Genomic DNA, 19,169 nt, shown 5'->3' with positions numbered 1-19,169 from the left:
TTTCACGTGAAACATGGGCCGTCGCACCCGACGAGGTGCGGCGGCCCTCGGCGTATTCCTAGAGAGGTACGGCAGGATGTGCCCCATGCCCAGTGCAGAGACGACGCCCGCGGGCGTGCGCGAGCCGGAGCCGGTGCGGCCGACCAGGGAAGACGAGGTCGCCGCCGCCGGGAGTGAGCTGATCGGTGGCCCCATCGGGCGGCGTGCCCTGCTCGGGGCGTCCTGGTGGACGCCTCTGCGGGTGGTCGTCATCGTGGCGGTCGGGATGTTCGCCCTCGGCATGGTCCAGAAGGTGCCCTGCTACGACAGTGGCTGGTTCTTCGGCGCGAGCTCCCAGTACACCCACGCCTGCTACTCGGACATTCCACACCTCTACCAGGGGCGCGGTTTCGCCGACGGTCTGGTGCCGTACTTCGACAAGCTCCCGGGCGACATGGACTACCTCGAATACCCGGTGCTGACCGGTGTGTTCATGGAGGTGGCCGCGTGGCTCACGCCCGGCAGCGGCAGCATCATGCTCCAGGAGCAGGTGTACTGGTTCGTCAATGCCGGGATGCTGATGCTGTGCGCCGCCGTCATCGCGGTGTGCGTGGTCCGCACGCACCGCCGGCGTCCCTGGGACGGCCTGCTGGTCGCCCTGGCGCCCGCCTTCGCCCTGACCGCCACCATCAACTGGGACCTCCTGGCGGTCGCTCTGACGGCCGCGGCGATGCTCATGTGGTCCCGGAGCCGTCCCCTTGCGTTCGGCGTCCTCCTGGGGCTTGCCACGGCCGCCAAGCTGTATCCCGTGTTCCTGCTGGGGCCGCTGTTCCTGCTGTGCTGGCGTGCGGGCAAGTGGCGGGAGTTCTTCATCGCCACGGGCGGTGCAGTGGCCGCCTGGCTCGTCGTGAACCTGCCGGTGATGATCTTCGCCTTCGACGGCTGGTCGAAGTTCTACACGTTCAGCCAGGAGCGGGGCGTCGACTTCGGTTCCTTCTGGCTGATCTGGTCGCAGAACACGACCACCCCGCCCAGCACCGACTTCGTGAACACCGCGGCCACGGTCCTGGTGCTGCTCTGCTTCCTGGGCATCGCCGCCCTGACCCTCACCGCCCCGCGCCGGCCACGCTTCGCCCAGCTGGCCTTCCTCGTCGTGGCGGCCTTCATCCTCACCAACAAGGTCTACTCCCCGCAGTACGTGCTGTGGCTGGTGCCGCTGGCCGTGCTCGCCCGGCCCAAGTGGCGGGACTTCCTGATCTGGCAGGCGTGCGAGGTGGCGTACTTCCTGGGGATCTGGATGTACCTCGCGTACACGACCAGCGGAGACGCCCACAAGGGCCTGCCGACCGACGGCTACCACTGGGCCATCGCCCTGCATCTGCTGGGCACGCTCTACCTGTGTGCCATGGTCGTGCGCGACATCCTCATGCCCGAGCGGGACGTGGTGCGCCGCACCGGGGAGGACGATCCCTCGGGCGGGGTGCTGGACGGTGCGGAGGACGTCTTCGTACTGGGCGCGGCAGCCCATCCCCCGCGCCACGCCGTCCACTTCGAGGGGCCGCAGGTGGAATGGGGAAGCCGATCCTCCGAGGACGGTTCGCTCTGAGCGAACAGACCAGGTCCTGGACGTGAAAAGGGCCGCACACGGACTCCGTGTGCGGCCCTTTCTCCGTCCTGCGGCCGGTCAGCGGTCCACGAGACGGTCGAACTGGGTGGTGGTGTGCCGCAGGTGGGCCACCAGCTCCTCGCCGACCTTCGGCTCCGGGGCGTCCGAGGGCACGAAGAGGATCGACACCTGCATGTGCGGCGGCTCCGCGAACCAGCGCTGCTTGCCACCCCAGACGAACGGAGCGAGGTTCCGGTTCACCGTGGCCAGGCCGGCCCGTGCGACGCCCTTGGCGCGCGGCATGACGCCGTGCAGGGCCTTCGGGGCCTCCAGGCCCACCCCGTGCGACGTACCGCCCGCCACGACCACCAGAAAGCCGTCCGAGGCCGCCTTCTGCTGCCGGTAGCCGAACCGGTCGCCCTTGGCGACGCGGGTGACGTCCAGGACCGCCCCGCGGTACTCGGTCGCGTCATGGTCCCCCAGCCACAGCCGGGTGCCGATCCGGGCCCGGAACCGGGTCTGCGGGAACTGCTGCTGCAGCCGGGCGAGTTCGTCGGCCTTGAGATGGCTGACGAACATCGTGTGCAGCGGCAGCCGGGCCGCGCGCAGCCGGTCCATCCAGCCGATGACCTCCTCGACGGCGTCCGAGCCGTCGGTGCGGTCCAGCGGCAGGTGGATGGCGAAGCCCTCCAGCCGGACGTTCTCTATGGCCGAGTGCAGCTGCGGCAGGTCCTGCTCGCTGATGCCGTGCCGCTTCATCGTGGACATCACCTCGATGACCACGCGGGCGCCCACCAGGCCGTACACGCCGTCGATGGACGACACCGAGCGGATGACGCGGTCGGGCAGCGGCACCGGCTCCTCGCCGCGCCGGTACGGCGTCAGCACCAGCAGGTCGCCGCCGAACCAGTCCTTTATGCGCGCGGCCTCGTACGTCGTGCCGACGGCGAGGATGTCCGAGCCGAGTCGCGTGGCCTCTTCCGCCAGCCGCTCGTGCCCGAAGCCGTAGCCGTTGCCCTTGCAGACCGGGACCAGGCCCGGGAACTGCTCCTGCACGCGCTTGTGGTGCGCACGCCAGCGCGCGGTGTCGACGTAGAGCGTGAGCGCCATGGCCGGACCTGGGACCTTTCTGGGTGGCTGGGGTGAGCCGGAGGAGTGCGGTGTGTCAGGGCTATAGAAGCACGGAGCGTGACCTCAGCGGCGCGACATGTAGATGTCGAGAGCCTTGTGGAGCAGCTTGTTCAGCGGGAAGTCCCACTCGCCGAGGTACTCGGCGGCCTCACCGCCGGTGCCCACCTTGAACTGGATCAGGCCGAAGAGGTGGTCCGTCTCGTCCAGCGAGTCGGAGATGCCGCGCAGGTCGTAGGCGGTGGCGCCGAGCGCGTAGGCGTCGCGCAGCATCCGCCACTGCATCGCGTTCGAGGGGCGCACCTCGCGGCCGATGTTGTCGGAGGCGCCGTAGGAGTACCAGACGTGGCCGCCGACGATCAGCATGGTCGCCGCGGAGAGGTTCACCCCGTTGTGCCGGGCGAAGTACAGCCGCATCCGGTTGGGGTCCTCGGTGTTGAGGGCCGTCCACATGCGCTGGAAGTACGACAGCGGGCGCGGCCGGAAGTGGTCGCGCACGGCCGTGATCTCGTACAGCCGCTGCCACTCCGCCAGGTCCTGGTAACCGCCCTGGACGACCTCGACGCCGGCCTTCTCGGCCTTCTTGATGTTGCGGCGCCACAGCTGGTTGAAGTTCTTGTGGACCTCTTCCAGGGAACGGTTGGCCAGCGGCACCTGGAAGACGTAGCGGGGCTGCACGTCGCCGAAGCCGGCACCGCCGTCCTCGCCCTGCTGCCAGCCCATCCGGCGCAGCTTGTCGGCCACTTCGAATGCGCGCGGCTCGATGAAGTCGGGCTCGATGTCGCGCAGCCGCTTCACGTCCGGGTTCTGGATGCCCTGCTTGATGGAGTTGGCCTCCCAGCGCCGGATGATCACCGGCGGGCCCATCTTCACCGAGAACGCGCCCTGTTGCTTGAGGTGGGCCAGCATCGGCTGGATCCACTCGTCGAGATTCGGCGCGTACCAGTTGATGACCGGGCCCTCGGGAAGGTAGGCCAGGTAGCGCTTGATCTTGGGCAGCTGGCGGTACAGCACCAGGCCGGCACCGACCATCTCGCCGGTGCGGTCGTCGAACCAGCCGAGGTTCTCCGAACGCCATTCCGCCTTGACATCGGCCCACGCCGGGACCTGCATGTGGCTGGCAGCCGGCAGGCTCTGGATGTACGCCAGATGCTGTTCGCGGCTGATGGTCCGCAGGGTCAGGCTCATGTCGGGGCGCTCCTCGGGCTGGTGTGTCCCCATGGGTACAGGGGCTCCGGCTCTCGCGCCGAAGCCTACTGCGCCTTGCCCATGGCCTGACTGGGCGTACGCCACCTACGCCCCGGCTCCTGTCCGGCCGGGGCGTTCCACGGTGTTGTGGGGGTGCCGGACTCAGCCGAACAGGCCGCCGTTCGCCATGCCGATGAAGAAGCCGACGCCCGCGGCACCGAGACCCAGGATCAGACCGAAGCGCTCGCGCGTGGTGATCGAGATCCACTGCCCGTAGAGACCGGTGAGGAGACCGATCAGACCGGTCCAGGAGCTGAGCAGGTGCAGGCTGTGGAAGAACGACGTGATGAAGGCGATCAGCCCGAGCACCAGCGTCACTGCCATCAGTGAGTCCTGGAGCGGATGGGTCTTGCCGTCGGTGGCGAACAGGGAGCCGGCGGTGTTGGGTCGCAATGCCTGTGCCATAGGGCACCTCCTGCGGAAGGCGGCGCATCGTAGCGCCGTACACACCCGATGTGTACAGATTGAGGGCCACGGCGGCCGGATTTCAACCGGAAGCGGGTGTGCGGGTACTCTGTACCCTCTGCACCGGTGTCTGCCCGGACTCTGGCGGGATCCCGACGGGAGCCCCCGAATGTCAGTGGCGGCCGATACCGTTGCGCACGCATCACAACCCTCCTGCCACGGAACGACCGTGGCCGCTGAGTCCAAAGGAGGTGGGTTCCACATGCGTCACTACGAGGTGATGGTCATCCTCGACCCCGATCTGGAGGAGCGCGCTGTCGCCCCCCTGATCGAGAACTTCCTCTCCGTCGTCCGTGAGGGCAGCGGAAAGGTCGAGAAGGTCGACACCTGGGGCCGTCGTCGTCTCTCGTACGAGATCAAGAAGAAGCCCGAGGGCATCTACTCGGTCATCGACCTGCAGGCCGAGCCTGCGGTCGTCAAGGAGCTCGACCGCCAGATGAACCTGAACGAGTCGGTCCTCCGGACCAAGGTCCTCCGCCCCGAGACCCACTGAGCTCTCAGCTCAGCTGATCTCGGGATTTCGAGTAGCAGCACAAGCAGCCAGCAGCAAACCCGCCGAGAGGTTCCCCCATGGCAGGCGAGACCGTCATCACGGTCGTCGGCAATCTTGTCGATGACCCCGAGCTGCGCTTCACCCCCTCCGGTGCGGCGGTCGCGAAGTTCCGTGTCGCGTCCACTCCCCGCACCTTCGACCGTCAGACGAACGAGTGGAAGGACGGCGAGAGCCTGTTCCTGACCTGCTCGGTCTGGCGTCAGGCGGCGGAGAACGTCGCGGAGTCGCTCCAGCGAGGCATGCGCGTCATCGTGCAGGGCCGACTGAAGCAGCGGTCCTACGAGGACCGTGAGGGTGTCAAGCGCACGGTCTACGAGCTGGACGTCGAGGAAGTCGGCGCCAGCCTGCGGAGCGCCACGGCCAAGGTCACCAAGACTGCCGGTGGCGGCGGCCGCGGTGGCCAGGGTGGTTACGGCGGCGGTGGCGGCCAGGGTGGCGGCGGCTGGGGCGGTGGCTCCGGCGGCGGCAACCAGGGCGGCGCCCCCAACGACGACCCCTGGGCTTCCGGCGCTCCCGCCGGTGGCGGCAACAACCAGGGCGGTGGCGGCTGGGGCGGCGGCTCCGGCTCCGGCGGCGGTGGCGGCTACTCGGACGAGCCCCCCTTCTAGGGGCCAAGGGCTCGTATCCCCACTTCTTGATCACACAGGAGAAACACCATGGCGAAGCCGCCTGTGCGCAAGCCTAAGAAGAAGGTCTGCGCTTTCTGCAAGGACAAGGTCACGTACGTGGACTACAAGGACACGAACATGCTGCGGAAGTTCATTTCCGACCGCGGCAAGATCCGTGCCCGTCGCGTGACCGGCAACTGCACGCAGCACCAGCGTGACGTCGCCACGGCCGTCAAGAACAGCCGTGAGATGGCGCTGCTGCCCTACACCTCCACCGCGCGCTAAGGGAAGGGTGACCGACTAATGAAGATCATCCTCACCCACGAGGTCTCTGGCCTCGGCGCCGCCGGCGACGTCGTCGACGTCAAGGACGGCTACGCCCGCAACTACCTGATCCCGCGGAAGTTCGCGATCCGCTGGACCAAGGGTGGCGAGAAGGACGTCGAGCAGATCCGTCGTGCTCGCAAGATCCACGAGATCCAGACCATCGAGCAGGCCAACCAGGTGAAGGCCCAGCTCGAGGGCGTCAAGGTCCGTCTGGCCGTCCGTGCCGGCGACGCCGGTCGCCTCTTCGGTTCCGTCACCCAGGCCGACATCGCTTCGGCGATCAAGGCTGCCGGTGGCCCCGAGGTCGACAAGCGCCGCATCGAGGTCGCTTCGGCGATCAAGACCCTGGGCGCCCACGAGACGTCCGTGCGTCTGCACCCCGAGGTTGCCGCCAAGGTCAACATCGAGGTCGTCGCGGCCTGACGCTGCGCTCGGCTTGAGCAGTAGCTGGAAGGGGCTGCACCTGTACAGGTGCAGCCCCTTTGGCTTGGCTGTTGACGATGTGACGCGGTGGGTGTTTCACGTGAAACGTGACAGCCCGCGCTGTTTCACGTGAAACCGTCGACAGGGCGAAACCGTCGGCAGGGCGCATCGGTCAGCGCGTTGCACCGGTCACGATCCACCGGCCGGAGCGAGCACGCAGCCAGAGGGTGAGCATCCGTACGGTCATCATCAGCGTCATGGCTCCCCAGAGCGCTGTGAGCCCGCCACCGAGGGCGGGGACGACCAGTGCCACCGGCGTGAAGACCGCAAGAGTCAGGACCATGGCCCCGGCGAGATACGGTCCGTCTCCGGCGCCCATCAGTACGCCGTCGAGTACGAAGACCACGCCGGAGATCGGCTGGGAGAGCGCCACGATGAGCAGCGCGGGCAGTGCGGTGTTCTTCACCGCGGAGTCGCCGGTGAACAGGGGGAGAAAGAGCGGCCGGCTGGCGATCACCAGCAAGCCCAGGACCACTCCGGTGGCGATGCCCCACTGAACCATCCGTCGGCAGGCCCCGCGGGCGCCGACAGGGTCTTCCGCTCCGAGGTAGCGGCCGATGACGGCCTGCCCGGCTATCGCTATCGCGTCCAGGGCGAAGGCCAGCAGGCTCCACAGGGACAGCACGATCTGGTGGGCGGCGATGTCGGCATCGCCCAGCCGGGCCGCCACGGCGGTGGCGATCATGAGGACGGCGCGCAGTGAGAGCGTTCGGACGAGCAGGGGTACGCCGGCCTGAGCCGAGGCCCGTATCCCGGTGGCGTCGGGTCGCAGCGAGGCACCATGCCTGCGTGCGCCGCGTATGACGACGGTCAGATAGACCGCTGCCATTCCGCACTGGGCGAGGACCGTGCCCCAGGCAGATCCGGCGATCTCCAGTCCGGCGCCGTAGACGAGCGCCGCATTGAGCCCGGCGTTGGCGATGAATCCTGCTACGGCGACGTACAGCGGCGTCCGGGTGTTCTGGAGGCCGCGCAGGACGCCCGTGGCGGCGAGCACGACCAGCATGGTCGGGATCCCGAGGGAGGAGATCCTCAGATAGGTGGTCGCGTAGGGGGCCGCGGTGGCCGAGGCGCCGAAGACGTCCACGATGCCGGGGGCGAGAGGCAGGACGACGGCGATGACGGCGGCTCCCAGCAGCAGGGCCAGCCAGATGCCGTCCATGCCCTGACGGACGGCTGCCTGGATATCCCCGGCGCCGACCCGGCGGGCGACAGCGGCCGTGGTGGCGTAGGCGAGGAAGACGAAGACGCTGACGGCGGTGGTGAGAAGGGCTGAGGCGATGCCGAGACCGGCGAGCTGTGCGGTACCGAGATGGCCGACGATCGCGCTGTCGGCCATGACGAAAAGCGGCTCGGCGACGAGTGCGCCGAAGGCCGGGACGGCCAGTGTGACGATCTCTCGGTCGTGCCGCCGCCGGGTGGCCTCGGAGGTCGGGGGAGCCAGTGACATGAGCGCTAATCTAATCGTCCACAGGTAAGAGATGCAATTGCCAAGTGACCCTTACCTGGTGTTGCGCGGTCCGCACTGTCGCGCGCTGTTCGAAGCGATCTTGATCCGACTGGGAAAGTTTTTCTTCTGCACAGCCGGTGGATGGGAAAGGTGCAGGTCAGGGCCTATTGTGGAGAGGGATCGAGGGCTTGTTCACAGGGCTGTCCACCGCGTCGTGCACAGGTTTTGGGGGGTTCTCCACAGCATACGGACGGTCGTCCACATGGCCTGTGGATAACCAGATTGGCTGACGGTGCCCGCGGGCCTACCGTGGTCCGGCACCCGCTCCTTGTCACGGCCTCGGAAACCTCACAAAACCGACGCGTCCAGAACCGGAATGGGGCGTCCTAGTTGTCAGTGCCGTGCCGTAAAAAAGAGGGCATGGCGAGGTCCGCGGTGCGGACGGGAGGAGGTGGCTCGGTGAGCATTTCCGAGCCCTTGGACGATCCGTGGGCCGACGCCGGTCCCGGTGATCGTCTGCCCGCCTCCCGCCGACGGAGCGAGGGTGGCCGCGGCCGGGACGACCGGCACGACCGGGGCCGGGACAGCGGAGACTGGGAGGGCGGGGGCGCCACCTTCGAGCGGGTTCCTCCGCAGGACCTGGACGCCGAGCAGTCCGTGCTCGGCGGCATGCTGCTCTCCAAGGACGCCATCGCCGACGTCGTCGAGATCCTCAAGGGCCACGACTTCTACAAGCCCGCGCACGAGACGATCTATCAGGCGATCCTCGACGTCTACGCGAAGGGCGAGCCCGCCGACCCCATCACCATCGCCGCGGAGCTCACCAAACGCGGCGAGATCAACAAGGTCGGCGGCGCCTCCTATCTGCACACCCTCGTCCAGACGGTGCCGACGGCGGCGAACGCCGAGTACTACGCGGAGATCGTCCACGAGCGGGCGGTGCTGCGCCGGCTGGTCGAGGCGGGCACGCGGATCACGCAGATGGGATACGCGGCCGACGGCGACATCGACGAGATCGTCAACAGCGCCCAGGCCGAGATCTACGCCGTCACCGAGCAGCGGACCAGCGAGGACTACCTGCCGCTCGGCGACATCATGGAGGGTGCCCTCGACGAGATCGAGGCGATCGGGTCCCGTACCGGCGAGATGACCGGCGTCCCCACCGGCTTCACCGACCTGGACTCGCTCACCAACGGCCTGCACCCGGGGCAGATGATCGTCATCGCCGCCCGTCCCGCCATGGGCAAGTCGACCCTCGCCCTGGACTTCGCCCGTGCCGCGTCCATCAAGAACAACCTGCCCAGCGTCATCTTCTCCCTCGAAATGGGCCGCAACGAGATCGCGATGCGTCTGCTGTCCGCCGAGGCCCGGGTCGCCCTGCACCACATGCGGTCCGGCACGATGACCGACGAGGACTGGACCCGGCTGGCCCGCCGGATGCCGGATGTCTCGGCCGCGCCGCTCTACATCGACGACTCCCCGAACCTGTCGATGATGGAGATCCGTGCCAAGTGCCGCCGGCTCAAGCAGCGCAACGACATCAAGCTCGTGATCATCGACTACCTCCAGCTGATGCAGTCCGGCGGCAAGCGCTCCGAGAGCCGCCAGCAGGAGGTGTCGGACATGTCGCGAAACCTCAAGCTGCTGGCGAAGGAGCTGGAGGTCCCCGTGATCGCGCTCTCGCAGCTCAACCGTGGTCCCGAGCAGCGCACGGACAAGAAGCCGATGGTGTCCGACCTGCGTGAGTCCGGCTCCATCGAGCAGGACGCCGACATGGTCATCCTGCTGCATCGCGAGGACGCCTACGAGAAGGAGTCGCCGCGCGCGGGCGAGGCGGACATCATCGTCGGCAAGCACCGAAACGGCCCGACGGCGACGATCACGGTGGCCTTCCAGGGCCACTACTCCCGCTTCGTGGACATGGCACAGACCTGATCCACGCCAGGAGGCGGCGCTGACCCGGCCCGCGCCGCCGAAATGAACTCGACGCCGGTCCGCTCACCAGGTGGACTGAGTGCATGACGACATTCCAGGAAGAGCTGCTCCCCGCCACCCGGCGGGCGCTCCTGCATCGGATCGCGGTGGCCCAGTCCGAAGGCCGGGCGCCGTCCCTGGTGGCGGCGGTCGTGCGAGGCGGGCGGACCGTCTGGCACGGAGCGCGGACCTCGGTGGACGGGCATGGACCGGACGAGAACGTGCAGTACCGGATCGGCTCGATCACCAAGACGTTCACGGCCGTGCTGGTGCTCCGGCTGCGTGACGAAGGGCTGCTCGACCTCGGTGATCCGTTGGAAAAACACCTGCCGGGTACCGGGGCGGGGGAGGCGACCATCGCCGAACTCCTCGCGCACACCGGCGGTCTGGCGGCCGAGTCGCCGGCTCCCTGGTGGGAACGAACCCCGGGCTCACTGCGGCCGGAACTGAGCGATGTCCTCGGTGAGCAGCCCCTGGTGCATCCCGTCGGCCGCCGTCACCACTACTCCAACCCCGGCTACACCCTGCTCGGCGCACTGGTCGAGGAGCTCCGTGGTGCCCCCTGGGAGGAGGTGCTGCGACGGGAGGTGCTCGAACCTCTGGGCCTCGACCGCACGAGCGCTCAGCCGCAGTCGCCGCACGCCGGTGGCTGGGCGGTGCATCCCTGGGCCGACGCCATGCTCCCGGAGCCGCTGGAGGACCTCGGCCGGATGGCACCGGCCGGGCAGCTCTGGTCGACCACCGGCGACCTGGCCCGCTTCGCCGTGTTCCTGGCAGCCGGGGACGACCGGGTGCTGAGTACCGAGTCGGTACGGGAGATGCGCACCCCGGCGGCCCCCGCCGAGCCCGCCGACGTCCTGGACGGCGCCACCTACGGCCTTGGCCTGCAGATCCAGCGCCGCGACGGCAGGCTGCTCGTCGGGCACTCCGGCTCGCTGCCCGGCTTCCTGGCCAACCTCACCATCAGCGTGGACGACGATGTGGCGGCCGTCGTGCTGGCGAACTGCACCTCCGGCCCACTGCTGTCCGCCACCGGCGCCGACCTCGTCCGTATCGTCGCGGAGGCCGAGCCATGCATCCCCGAACCATGGCGTCCTCTGACCCAGGTCGATCCCTCTGTCCTGGAGTTGGCGGGCCAGTGGTACTGGGGCACACATCCCTTCGTGCTGCGGATGACGGCCGACGGAATGGTCTCGCTGGGACCACTGACCGGTGCCGGCCGCCGGGCCCGATTCCGCTCCAACGGCGACGGCACCTGGACCGGCCTGGAGGGCTACTACGTCGGAGAGCTGCTGCGGCCCGTACGGCGTCCGGACGGCACTGTGAGCCATCTGGACCTTGGATCGTTCGTGTTCACGCGTCAGCCGTACGACGAGACGGCTCCCGTCCCCGGCGGGGTGGACCCCGAGGGATGGCGGGGGATCGGTTAGCGGGCGAGAAGTCGGGGCGGTGTTTCACGTGAAACACCGCCCCTGTGCGATTACTCCGTTCGGCCTCAAGCCGCCGAGGTTCAGATTTCGAGCTTGAAGCCCACGTGTGAGGCGGTGAAGCCGAGCCGCTCGTAGAAGCGATGGGCGTCGATCCGTGAGGTGTCCGACGTCAGTTGGACCAACTGGCAGCCCTGGCGGCGGGATTCGTCGATCGCCCACTCGATGAACCGGGTGCCCAGTCTGCTGCCGCGCTCGTCGGCGTGGATACGCACGCCTTCGATGATCGACCGGGTGGCGCCGCGCCTCGACAAACCGGGGATGACCGTGAGCTGGAGTGTGCCGACGATGCGGCCTTCGCGGACGGCGACCACCAGCTGCTGGTTGGGATCGGCGCTGAGTCGCTCCAGAGCGCTCAGATAGGGCGCCAGGTCGTCCGGTGATTCCCGCTGGGCGCCCAGCGGGTCATCGGCGAGCATGCCGACGATGGCCGGGATGTCGTCGGCGACCGCGGTGCGTATGTCAAGGTCTCCCATGCCCGCAGCCTATGCGGGTGCGTGCAGCGACTCCACGGCCCGGACCAGAGGAGCCAGCTCCGGGTTTCTGGCCGCCTCGTCGAGGGCTTCGCGCAGCGCCGTGTCGTTGGTGGGGCGAGCCTCCTCCAGGAGAAGCAGGCCGGCCTCGGTGACGTTCGTGTAGATGCCGCGCCGGTCGGTCGGGCAGAGATAGCGCTCGAGGAGGCCGCGGTCCTCCAGGCGGGTGACCAGTCGGGTGGTGGCGCTCTGGCTGAGGACGACCGCGTCGGCGACCTGCTTCATCTGCAGATGGCCCCCTTCGCCGTCGTGCTGCCGGCTGAGGACGTCGAGCAGGGAGTACTCGCGGACGCTCAGGTCGTGTTTGGCCTGCAGGGCGCGCTCGATGTGTGCCTCGATCCTCCCGTGCAGCAGGGAGAGGGCGCACCAGCCCTGGGCAAGGGCGGTGAGTGCGGGGTCCGTCGCTGTCATTGGCGTTCTTCCTCCGTCCCGGAGCGGCTGAACCCAGGATAGAGCAGGTGTGCAATATCCCTCGCTTGCATGTAGTCCGCGTCTGCAACTATTGTTGACGCACGCAAAGCGCACCTGCAATCGTCTGGGAAGGTCGTACCTCCATGCCTCTCGCGCTTCTGGCCCTCGCGATCGGGGCCTTCGGAATCGGAACGACCGAGTTCGGGATCATGGGCCTGCTGCCCGAGGTCGCGGGTGACTTCGGGGTCTCCATCCCGACCGCCGGCCTGCTCGTCACCGGTTACGCACTCGGTGTGGTGATCGGCGCACCGCTGATGACCGTGCTGGGCACGAGGGTTCCCCGCAAGCGGATGCTGATGCTGCTGATGGGCTTCTTCATCGCCGGCAACCTGCTGACCGCCGTGGCCCCCGTCTTCGCCGTCATGCTGATCGGCCGGGTGGTCGCCTCTCTCGCCCACGGCGCCTTCTTCGGCATCGGCTCGGTCGTGGCGGCCGACCTGGTCGCACCGAGCAAGAAGGCAGGGGCCATCGCGATGATGTTCACCGGCCTCACCGTCGCCAACGTCGTCGGCGTCCCGCTCGGCACCCTCGTGGGGCAGCACGCCGGCTGGCGCGTCACCTTCGGCATCGTCGCCGCCCTCGGCGTCGTCGGCCTGGCCGGCATCGCCAAGCTGGTCCCCGAACTGCCCGGCCCGCAGGGCGTGCACCTGCGGCACGAACTGGCCGCCTTCAAGAACACCCAGGTCCTGCTCGCCATGGCGATGACCGTCCTGGGCTTCGGCGGGGTCTTCGCGGCCATCACCTACATCGCGCCGATGATGACCCACGTCACCGGCTTCGCCGACGGCTCCGTCACCTGGCTGCTGGTCCTCTTCGGCCTCGGCATGGTCGCCGGCAACCTCGTCGGCGGCAGGTTCGCCGACCGCGCCCTGATGCCCATGCTGTACGTGTCCCTGGGCGCCCTGGCCGTCGTCCTCGCCCTCTTCACGCTCACCGCGCACAGCAAGATCGCGGCCGCGGTGACCGTCGCCCTGATCGGCGCCCTGGGCTTCGCCACCGTCCCGCCGCTCCAGAAGCGCGTCCTCGACCAGGCGCACGGCGCCCCCACCCTGGCCTCGGCCGTGAACATCGGCGCCTTCAACCTCGGCAACGCCCTGGCCGCCTGGCTCGGCGGCATCGTGATCGCCGGCGGCTTCGGCTACACCTCCCCCAACTGGGTCGGCGCCGCCCTCGCCGCGGCCGCCCTCGTCCTCGCCTTCCTGTCGGCCGCGCTGGAGCGCCGCGACAGCGCCCCGAGCGCGGTGGTCGCCAGTGGCACGCCCGTCGGACAGACGGCGTCGGTCCACCACTGACCGCCCGCAATCTCACCGCGCCTCAGCACCATCCAAGGAGAACCATGAGCACCACCACCCTCGCGCCGATCACCATCCAGGACGCCGAGTTCCTGATCGCCGAGGCCGGCCGAGCCGCCGAGGCAGCAGGGGTCACCGTCAGCGTCACCGTCCTGGACGCCGGAGGCCATCTGCTGGCCTTCCGACGGGACGACCGCGCCGTGCTCATCTCGGGTGAGACCAGCACCCGCAAGGCCTACACGGCGCTCCAGCTGAACACCCCCACCGCCGACCTCGTCGACGCCGTCCAGCCCGGCGGCCTCTTCCACACCCTGCCCACCGCGCTCGACCGGCCGCTGCTGTTCATCGCGGGCGGTGTCCCCGTCCAGCGGGACGGCCGGCTCGTCGGGGCGATCGGTGTCGGCGGCGGTGCGCCCGACCAGGACCACGGGTTCGCCTCCACCGCGGTACAGGCACTCGCCTGACAGCAGCCCCGCTCGACGTGGAACGCCGGCTCCCCCAGGGGAGCCGGCGTTCCACGTGTCGAAGGCCTCTCAGCCCACCGCGACCGTCAGCGGCGCGAACCGCCGTGTCCAGTCCCCCGGCAACTCCGCGATGCCGTAGGTCATCACGGAGTTCATGGCGACGGAGGCCAGCCCTCGCGCCTTCGCCCAGGCCAGCAGTTCCTCGTGCCGGACGTCGATGTCGGTACGGAGCGGTCGATCGGTGTGAGCGGCGAGCGAGGCGATCAGGGACTTCGCCGTCTCGGTGTCACGGGCGATCAGCGGCCCGACGACATGCGTGTCCATATTGGGCCAGGCGGCCGCGTACCCGACGATGCGCCCGTCGTCCACGGCGACGCGCAGCAGGTCCGAGAACGCGGGCAGCCGGGTGATGAGAAGGGTGCGGTCGACTCCGAACACCTCCTCGTCCAGCCGGAGGATGGAACCGAGGTCCTCCGCGGTGGCCGGCCGGGTTGCCACCCGGGGCTCGGCTCCGCCCCGTGAGAAGGGCCCGGACAGCATCTCCGAACGTCCCGTGACCTTGAACCCCAGCTCCTCGTAGAGCGGACGGCCGTACGGCGTCGCGTACAGGGTCAGGGGAGTCGTCCCCATCGCCGAGACGATGTGCCGCATCAGGCGGCGCCCGATGCCCTGGCGGGCGTGCCGTTCGGCGACCAGCACCATGCCGATCGCACCCAGATGCGGGCGTTCCCTCGGGCCGTACTCCGTAGTGACGCAGGCGGCGACCAGGCCTCCGCCGGGGTCGTCGATGCCGTATCCCCGCCCGGCTGTGAGGAGCAGGCGCCACTTGTGTTCCTCACGGGGCCACCCCCGATCCTCGGACAAATCGGCGCAGGCGCTGAGATCGCGTGGCATCAGTCGGCGAATGGGCAGAGGAGCGTCGGAAGGAGTTGACACGCAGGTCAGGCTTGCCGACCGAGCCCCCTGGCGTCCACCTGTTTCAGGGCACACGCACCTGCTTTTGGCCATGTCGTAGCCCCAGGCACACCCCCTGGACAGACCCGAGACGTTTCACGTGAAACATCGCTTTATGGCAGCCGTCCGCGGCCGCTCCGAGGGGCAGTGACTGCTTGCCGTTAGCCTCGGGGGCATGGCGCGACTTCATCTCTTCGATCTCGACGGCACATTGCTGCACGGCACTTCCGCACCCGTCGAGATTTCCCGTCAACTCGGTCTGGAAGCAGAGACCATGGAGCTGGACCGGGCGATTTCAGCGGGACGGATAGATCCGCCGGAGTATGCGACGCGGGTGTACACCCTGTGGGCCGAGCTGACCGACGCGCAGGTGACGGCAGCATTCGACGGCGCGCCGTGGCTCGCCCGTATCCGGGACGTCTGGGCCGAGATCAGGGGATCGGGGGACTACTGCGCGGTGGTCTCGCTGTCGCCCTCGTTCTTCGTGGAGCGTCTGCTGGACTGGGGAGCCCATGCGGCCTTCGGATCGCGCTTCCCGGCGGTACCGTTCGTGGAGCCCGTGGATCCGGCGGGAGTGCTCACCGCAGCCGCCAAGGTGACCATCGCGGACCGCCTGTGCGAGCAGTTCGGGGTCGGCCGGGCGGACTGCGTCGCCTACGGCGACTCGATGTCGGACCGGGACTTGTTCGCCGCGGTTCCGGTGTCCGTGGCGGTCAATGCGGACGGACATCTCGCCGGTCTGGCGACGTACTCCTACACGGGCAGGGATCTATGGGATGCCTATGAATTGGCGCGCGGCGCCCGGTAATTGAGGGAACCTATGGTTCGCCCGTTGCCAGATTCAAGGGGGAGACAGGGGGGACTTGTGCGCGCGGCGACGGCCGGTAGGGTCGACTCCGGTTAATGTCCGGGGCTGGACGCTTCCGCGGGAGTGATTGCGGCCCATGTCACACTCTCGCCTTACTTGTCCGTACACGGGGAATCGCGGGTTGAATGTGGTCGTGTCGGCCACGGGGCCCGACCGGGGAGAGCTAGCCGTCAACGGGGGAAAGCAAGCACCTTCCGAGTGAAGTGCGCAGACCGACCGCAAGATGTTCGAGGCGAGGGCACACCATGGACGCTCCGACCACCACGTCGGCGGGCAACGACGGGGCCGGCGGAGGCCACTGGTTCGCCCCCCACGACAGGCCCGCGTTCCACCCCTCCGCCGGGCCTCCGGTCGTGCCGCCGGGCGGCGGGCAGGAAACGCCTCAGAGCCGTCCTCCCGTGCCCGCGGAGCCCCGGGAGCGAATACGGCCGTCGGCGGAGCCGCCGCGCCTTCAGGGGGCCGCTCAGGCCCCGCCCGGTGGGCAGCCCGTGGCGCCCGGCCCCTTCGGGCCTCCGGCCGGGCACCCCGCACCCGGCACCTTCGAGCAGCGCGTCCCGCCACAGCGCAGTACACAGCAGACGCAGGGCGCCTCCCCGGACGCGATCCGAATCCGCGGCACCATGGCCGAGGTCGGTCCGATCGCCGACAAGGTCACCTCGTACTTCTACGCGCTGCTCTTCGTCCGCCACCCCGAACTGCGTTCACTGTTCCCCGCCGCCATGGACACCCAGCGGGACCGGCTGCTGAAGGCGCTGCTCACCGCGGCCGAGCACATCGACAACACGCCCGTCCTGGTCGAGTACCTGCAGAACCTGGGCCGCGGTCACCGCAAGTACGGCACCAGGCCCGAGCACTATCCTGCCGTCGGCGAGTGCCTCATCGGCGCGCTGAGCAGGTACGCCTCGGGCATCTGGGACCCCGAGACAGAGGCGGCCTGGGTACGGGCGTACACGACGATGTCCCAGGTGATGATCGACGCGGCGGCCAGGGACGAGTTGCGCGCTCCGGCGTGGTGGCACGCGGAGATCGTCGCCCATGACCTCAGGACCGCGGACGTCGCGGTGCTCACGGTCCGTCCGGACCAGCCGTATCCCTTCCTCGCCGGGCAGTACACGAGCCTGGAGACAGCCTGGTGGCCGCGGGTGTGGCGGCATTACTCCTTCGCCTCCGCGCCCCGCTCGGACGGCCTGCTCATGTTCCATGTGAAGGCCGTCCCCGCCGGCTGGGTCTCCAACTCGCTGGTACATCGCGCCCGCCCTGGTGACGTCGTCCGCCTCGGCCCGCCCGGCGGCTCGATGACCGTCGACCACACGAGGGACAACGGGCTGCTCTGTCTGGGCGGCGGCACCGGCATCGCACCCATCAGGGCGATGGTCGAGGAGATCGCCGAACGCGGCGCGCGCCGCCCGGTCGAGGTGTTCTACGGGGCCCGCACCGACCACGATCTGTACGACATCGACAACCTGCTCCGGCTCCAGCAGATCCATCCCTGGCTCGCGGTCCGGGCGGTCGTCGACCAGCAGGCGCACCTCCAGCTCCCCGACGCCATCCGTGGGTACGGCCCGTGGATCGATTACGACGCCTATCTCTCCGGCCCGCCCGGAATGATCCGTAACGGGATCACCGCGCTGCGGGACGTCGGCATCCCCGCACACCGCATCCGGCACGACTCGGTCGAGGAACTGGTCGTCGTCGGCGACTGATCCCTCATCCGAGGTCCGGGGCGTGCATGGCCCGCACACCCTCGATGTTGCCGTCCAGGTAGTGCCGCAGTGACAGCGGTACGAGGTGCACGGAGGCGATCCCCACCCGGGTGAAGGGCACGCGCACGATCTCGTACTCGCCGATGGGCTCGTCGACTTCGGGGCCGTGGCGCAGGGCCGGGTCCATGGACTCCAGCCGGCAGACGAAGAAGTGCTGCACTTTCACACCGGTCGCGCTGCCGTTGTCGCCGATGTGTTCCACGGTGTCCACGAAGCAGGGCACCACGTCGGTGATCTTCGCGCCGAGCTCCTCGTCCACCTCGCGGTGCAGGGCGTCGACGACGGTGGCGTCCTCCGGCTCGACCCCGCCACCGGGGGTGAGCCAGTAGGGATCGACACCAGGCTTGGTGCGCTTGATCAGAATCAGGTTGTCGCCGTCCAGGAGGACGGCACGGGCGGTGCGCTTGACCACGGGTCGGACGGTCATGGGAGGAATGTGGCCCAGCTGGTTCCACGTGAAACATCGCGAGGCGCCACCGTGCGGACGCATCGCGTTAACTCAGCAGGACATGCTCAGCCCCAGTCCGAGGCCGCGTGCTGAAGCCACTCGTGCGCCCGTGCCACATGGGGCATGGCGAGTGTGCCGGTGCGCACCACGAGGAAGTACGTCCGCAAGGGGGGCACAGCGGGATCGTGCAGTGCCACGACCTCCCCGCGCTCCAGAGCGGCCGTACACAGATACCGGGGCAGTACGGCGAGGCCGGCACCCGCGACCGTACAGGCGAGCACCGCGCGCAGATCGGGCACCACGACCGTGCCCGAGGCGGCCGGACGCGTGTCGAAGACGGAACCCCAGTAGCGCGAGACGAACGGCAGCGACTCATGGACCTCGACGACCGGCAGGTTCTCCAGGGCTGCCGAGCCCTTGCCACGTACGGCGTCGGTGCCGATCTCCTCGGACCAGCGTGGAGCGGCGACCAGTACATGCTCCTCGTCGCAGAGCGCGGTCGCGGTGAGCAGGGCACCGCGCGGCCGGACCGTACTGATGGCCAGGTCATGGTGACCGGCGGACAGCCCCTCCAGGGTCTCCTCGGCGTTCCCGAACGAAGCGCGCAGCGCGAAGCCCTGGCCGTCGTCACCGGCGAGCTCCGTGAGTGCGGGAAGGGCACGCTCGGCGGTGAACTCGGGCGGGCCGGCGAGATGCAGGGTGCGCACCGAGGAGTCGTCGTCGAGGCCGCGTTCCGCTATCTCCACGAGGGCGTCGAGATGCGGGGCGGCCTTGTGGGCGAGTTCGTCGCCGATGGTCGTGGGGGTCACCCCACGGGCCTGGCGCAGGAAGAGCGGGCGGCCCAGCTGTCGTTCCAGGGTCCGGATCTGGGAGGTCACGGCCGGCTGTGAGAGTCCGAGCAGGGCCGCGGCGCGGGTGAAGGAGCCGGCCCGGTGCACGGTGACGAACGTGCGCAGCAAGGCCAGATCCATCGCACACCCTCCCGTTCGCCCTGCCCCTTTTCCGGCCCCCGGGCAGGTCCCCAACTATAAATAAGTCGATAGGTCTCTGTCGCTACAGTGATTGGAC

20 protein-coding genes are annotated in these 19,169 nt (G+C 68.9%); 11 read left to right on the top strand and 9 right to left on the bottom strand.

The annotated features are described in order from the left end of the window. Positions 1 to 85 precede the first annotated feature (85 nt). Complete coding sequence (locus ABZ887_RS09605) at positions 86 to 1,585, top strand: glycosyltransferase 87 family protein (protein WP_361285221.1); 1,500 nt, start codon at positions 86 to 88, stop codon at positions 1,583 to 1,585. 78 nt (positions 1,586 to 1,663) lie between these two features. Here the strand turns inward: ABZ887_RS09605 and ABZ887_RS09600 are convergent, their stop codons facing one another. From ABZ887_RS09600 to ABZ887_RS09590, 3 genes are all read right to left on the bottom strand, one after another. Then, the gene (locus tag ABZ887_RS09600) at positions 1,664 to 2,695 is read right to left on the bottom strand and encodes an alanine racemase (protein ID WP_089100475.1); all 1,032 of its coding nucleotides are present in this window, start codon (positions 2,693 to 2,695) and stop codon (positions 1,664 to 1,666) included. An 84-nt stretch (positions 2,696 to 2,779) separates the two neighbouring features. Next, positions 2,780 to 3,901 (bottom strand): peptidoglycan bridge formation glycyltransferase FemX, encoded by a 1,122-nt coding sequence (femX, locus tag ABZ887_RS09595; protein ID WP_361285217.1) that lies wholly within the window; start codon positions 3,899 to 3,901, stop codon positions 2,780 to 2,782. A 162-nt stretch (positions 3,902 to 4,063) separates the two neighbouring features. Continuing rightward, positions 4,064 to 4,366, bottom strand: a complete 303-nt coding sequence (locus ABZ887_RS09590; protein WP_361285214.1) for a hypothetical protein — start codon at positions 4,364 to 4,366, stop codon at positions 4,064 to 4,066. A 262-nt stretch (positions 4,367 to 4,628) separates the two neighbouring features. Between ABZ887_RS09590 and rpsF the strand changes: the two genes are divergently transcribed. The 4 genes from rpsF to rplI all read left to right on the top strand — a co-directional run bounded on the left by rpsF (position 4,629) and on the right by rplI (position 6,337). Further along, positions 4,629 to 4,919, top strand: a complete 291-nt coding sequence (gene rpsF, locus ABZ887_RS09585) for a 30S ribosomal protein S6 (protein ID WP_261703747.1) — start codon at positions 4,629 to 4,631, stop codon at positions 4,917 to 4,919. A gap of 77 nt (positions 4,920 to 4,996) precedes the next feature. Then, positions 4,997 to 5,587, top strand: coding sequence for a single-stranded DNA-binding protein (locus ABZ887_RS09580; protein WP_361285210.1), 591 nt, complete (start codon positions 4,997 to 4,999; stop codon positions 5,585 to 5,587). 48 nt (positions 5,588 to 5,635) lie between these two features. Continuing rightward, the gene (rpsR, locus tag ABZ887_RS09575; protein ID WP_003949403.1) at positions 5,636 to 5,872 is read left to right on the top strand and encodes a 30S ribosomal protein S18; all 237 of its coding nucleotides are present in this window, start codon (positions 5,636 to 5,638) and stop codon (positions 5,870 to 5,872) included. 18 nt (positions 5,873 to 5,890) lie between these two features. Further along, positions 5,891 to 6,337, top strand: coding sequence for a 50S ribosomal protein L9 (gene rplI / locus ABZ887_RS09570; protein WP_046727591.1), 447 nt, complete (start codon positions 5,891 to 5,893; stop codon positions 6,335 to 6,337). Between the two features lie 172 nt (positions 6,338 to 6,509). On the opposite strand, the gene ABZ887_RS09565 is transcribed toward rplI, so the two are convergent. Then, the gene (locus tag ABZ887_RS09565; RefSeq protein WP_361285206.1) at positions 6,510 to 7,847 is read right to left on the bottom strand and encodes an MATE family efflux transporter; all 1,338 of its coding nucleotides are present in this window, start codon (positions 7,845 to 7,847) and stop codon (positions 6,510 to 6,512) included. A gap of 459 nt (positions 7,848 to 8,306) precedes the next feature. On the opposite strand from ABZ887_RS09565, the gene dnaB reads away from it, so the two are divergent. Both dnaB and ABZ887_RS09555 read left to right on the top strand, forming a co-directional pair. Further along, the gene (dnaB, locus tag ABZ887_RS09560) at positions 8,307 to 9,782 is read left to right on the top strand and encodes a replicative DNA helicase (RefSeq protein WP_361285203.1); all 1,476 of its coding nucleotides are present in this window, start codon (positions 8,307 to 8,309) and stop codon (positions 9,780 to 9,782) included. 83 nt (positions 9,783 to 9,865) lie between these two features. Continuing rightward, on the top strand, positions 9,866 to 11,251 hold the full coding sequence (locus tag ABZ887_RS09555; protein ID WP_361285200.1) for a serine hydrolase domain-containing protein: 1,386 nt from the start codon (positions 9,866 to 9,868) through the stop codon (positions 11,249 to 11,251). Positions 11,252 to 11,331: 80 nt separating this feature from the next. Here ABZ887_RS09555 and ABZ887_RS09550 read toward each other — a convergent pair whose 3' ends face one another. Next, a complete protein-coding gene (locus ABZ887_RS09550; RefSeq protein WP_361285198.1) occupies positions 11,332 to 11,784 on the bottom strand; it encodes a GNAT family N-acetyltransferase in 453 nt (150 codons plus the stop codon). Positions 11,785 to 11,793: 9 nt separating this feature from the next. After that, complete coding sequence (locus ABZ887_RS09545; RefSeq protein ID WP_361285195.1) at positions 11,794 to 12,252, bottom strand: MarR family transcriptional regulator; 459 nt, start codon at positions 12,250 to 12,252, stop codon at positions 11,794 to 11,796. A gap of 143 nt (positions 12,253 to 12,395) precedes the next feature. Here ABZ887_RS09545 and ABZ887_RS09540 point away from each other — a divergent pair, with 143 nt between their 5' ends. Together ABZ887_RS09540 and ABZ887_RS09535 are read left to right on the top strand one after the other, a co-directional pair. Then, on the top strand, positions 12,396 to 13,604 hold the full coding sequence (locus ABZ887_RS09540) for an MFS transporter (RefSeq protein ID WP_361285192.1): 1,209 nt from the start codon (positions 12,396 to 12,398) through the stop codon (positions 13,602 to 13,604). A 44-nt stretch (positions 13,605 to 13,648) separates the two neighbouring features. Continuing rightward, complete coding sequence (locus ABZ887_RS09535; protein ID WP_361285189.1) at positions 13,649 to 14,068, top strand: heme-binding protein; 420 nt, start codon at positions 13,649 to 13,651, stop codon at positions 14,066 to 14,068. A 69-nt stretch (positions 14,069 to 14,137) separates the two neighbouring features. On the opposite strand, the gene ABZ887_RS09530 is transcribed toward ABZ887_RS09535, so the two are convergent. Beyond that, entirely contained in the window at positions 14,138 to 14,962 is an 825-nt protein-coding gene (locus ABZ887_RS09530) for a GNAT family N-acetyltransferase (RefSeq protein ID WP_361285186.1), read from the bottom strand. A gap of 235 nt (positions 14,963 to 15,197) precedes the next feature. Here ABZ887_RS09530 and ABZ887_RS09525 point away from each other — a divergent pair, with 235 nt between their 5' ends. Both ABZ887_RS09525 and ABZ887_RS09520 read left to right on the top strand, forming a co-directional pair. Continuing rightward, positions 15,198 to 15,830, top strand: a complete 633-nt coding sequence (locus tag ABZ887_RS09525) for an HAD-IB family phosphatase (protein WP_361285183.1) — start codon at positions 15,198 to 15,200, stop codon at positions 15,828 to 15,830. Positions 15,831 to 16,378: 548 nt separating this feature from the next. Continuing rightward, on the top strand, positions 16,379 to 17,593 hold the full coding sequence (locus tag ABZ887_RS09520) for a globin domain-containing protein (protein ID WP_361285180.1): 1,215 nt from the start codon (positions 16,379 to 16,381) through the stop codon (positions 17,591 to 17,593). 4 nt (positions 17,594 to 17,597) lie between these two features. Here the strand turns inward: ABZ887_RS09520 and ABZ887_RS09515 are convergent, their stop codons facing one another. Further along, positions 17,598 to 18,080 (bottom strand): NUDIX hydrolase, encoded by a 483-nt coding sequence (locus ABZ887_RS09515; protein ID WP_361285177.1) that lies wholly within the window; start codon positions 18,078 to 18,080, stop codon positions 17,598 to 17,600. An 86-nt stretch (positions 18,081 to 18,166) separates the two neighbouring features. After that, a complete protein-coding gene (locus ABZ887_RS09510) occupies positions 18,167 to 19,072 on the bottom strand; it encodes a LysR family transcriptional regulator (protein WP_361285175.1) in 906 nt (301 codons plus the stop codon). Between the last annotated feature and the right edge of the window lie 97 nt (positions 19,073 to 19,169).

This window comes from Streptomyces sp. NPDC047061, from assembly GCF_040643955.1.
Classification (GTDB): domain Bacteria; phylum Actinomycetota; class Actinomycetes; order Streptomycetales; family Streptomycetaceae; genus Streptomyces.
This window is presented reverse-complemented; position numbering and strand designations above follow the sequence as displayed.

Excerpts from the sequence above, each read along its gene's own strand:
- ABZ887_RS09605 (WP_361285221.1), top strand. The coding sequence starts at position 86 with ATGCCCAGTGCAGAGACGACGCCCGCGGGCGTGCGCGAGCCGGAGCCG.
- ABZ887_RS09600 (WP_089100475.1), bottom strand. The coding sequence starts at position 2,695 with ATGGCGCTCACGCTCTACGTCGACACCGCGCGCTGGCGTGCGCACCAC.
- femX (WP_361285217.1), bottom strand. The coding sequence starts at position 3,901 with ATGAGCCTGACCCTGCGGACCATCAGCCGCGAACAGCATCTGGCGTAC.
- ABZ887_RS09590 (WP_361285214.1), bottom strand. The coding sequence starts at position 4,366 with ATGGCACAGGCATTGCGACCCAACACCGCCGGCTCCCTGTTCGCCACC.
- rpsF (WP_261703747.1), top strand. The coding sequence starts at position 4,629 with ATGCGTCACTACGAGGTGATGGTCATCCTCGACCCCGATCTGGAGGAG.
- ABZ887_RS09580 (WP_361285210.1), top strand. The coding sequence starts at position 4,997 with ATGGCAGGCGAGACCGTCATCACGGTCGTCGGCAATCTTGTCGATGAC.
- rpsR (WP_003949403.1), top strand. The coding sequence starts at position 5,636 with ATGGCGAAGCCGCCTGTGCGCAAGCCTAAGAAGAAGGTCTGCGCTTTC.
- rplI (WP_046727591.1), top strand. The coding sequence starts at position 5,891 with ATGAAGATCATCCTCACCCACGAGGTCTCTGGCCTCGGCGCCGCCGGC.
- ABZ887_RS09565 (WP_361285206.1), bottom strand. The coding sequence starts at position 7,847 with ATGTCACTGGCTCCCCCGACCTCCGAGGCCACCCGGCGGCGGCACGAC.
- ABZ887_RS09555 (WP_361285200.1), top strand. The coding sequence starts at position 9,866 with ATGACGACATTCCAGGAAGAGCTGCTCCCCGCCACCCGGCGGGCGCTC.
- ABZ887_RS09550 (WP_361285198.1), bottom strand. The coding sequence starts at position 11,784 with ATGGGAGACCTTGACATACGCACCGCGGTCGCCGACGACATCCCGGCC.
- ABZ887_RS09545 (WP_361285195.1), bottom strand. The coding sequence starts at position 12,252 with ATGACAGCGACGGACCCCGCACTCACCGCCCTTGCCCAGGGCTGGTGC.
- ABZ887_RS09540 (WP_361285192.1), top strand. The coding sequence starts at position 12,396 with ATGCCTCTCGCGCTTCTGGCCCTCGCGATCGGGGCCTTCGGAATCGGA.
- ABZ887_RS09535 (WP_361285189.1), top strand. The coding sequence starts at position 13,649 with ATGAGCACCACCACCCTCGCGCCGATCACCATCCAGGACGCCGAGTTC.
- ABZ887_RS09530 (WP_361285186.1), bottom strand. The coding sequence starts at position 14,962 with ATGCCACGCGATCTCAGCGCCTGCGCCGATTTGTCCGAGGATCGGGGG.
- ABZ887_RS09525 (WP_361285183.1), top strand. The coding sequence starts at position 15,198 with ATGGCGCGACTTCATCTCTTCGATCTCGACGGCACATTGCTGCACGGC.
- ABZ887_RS09515 (WP_361285177.1), bottom strand. The coding sequence starts at position 18,080 with ATGACCGTCCGACCCGTGGTCAAGCGCACCGCCCGTGCCGTCCTCCTG.
- ABZ887_RS09510 (WP_361285175.1), bottom strand. The coding sequence starts at position 19,072 with ATGGATCTGGCCTTGCTGCGCACGTTCGTCACCGTGCACCGGGCCGGC.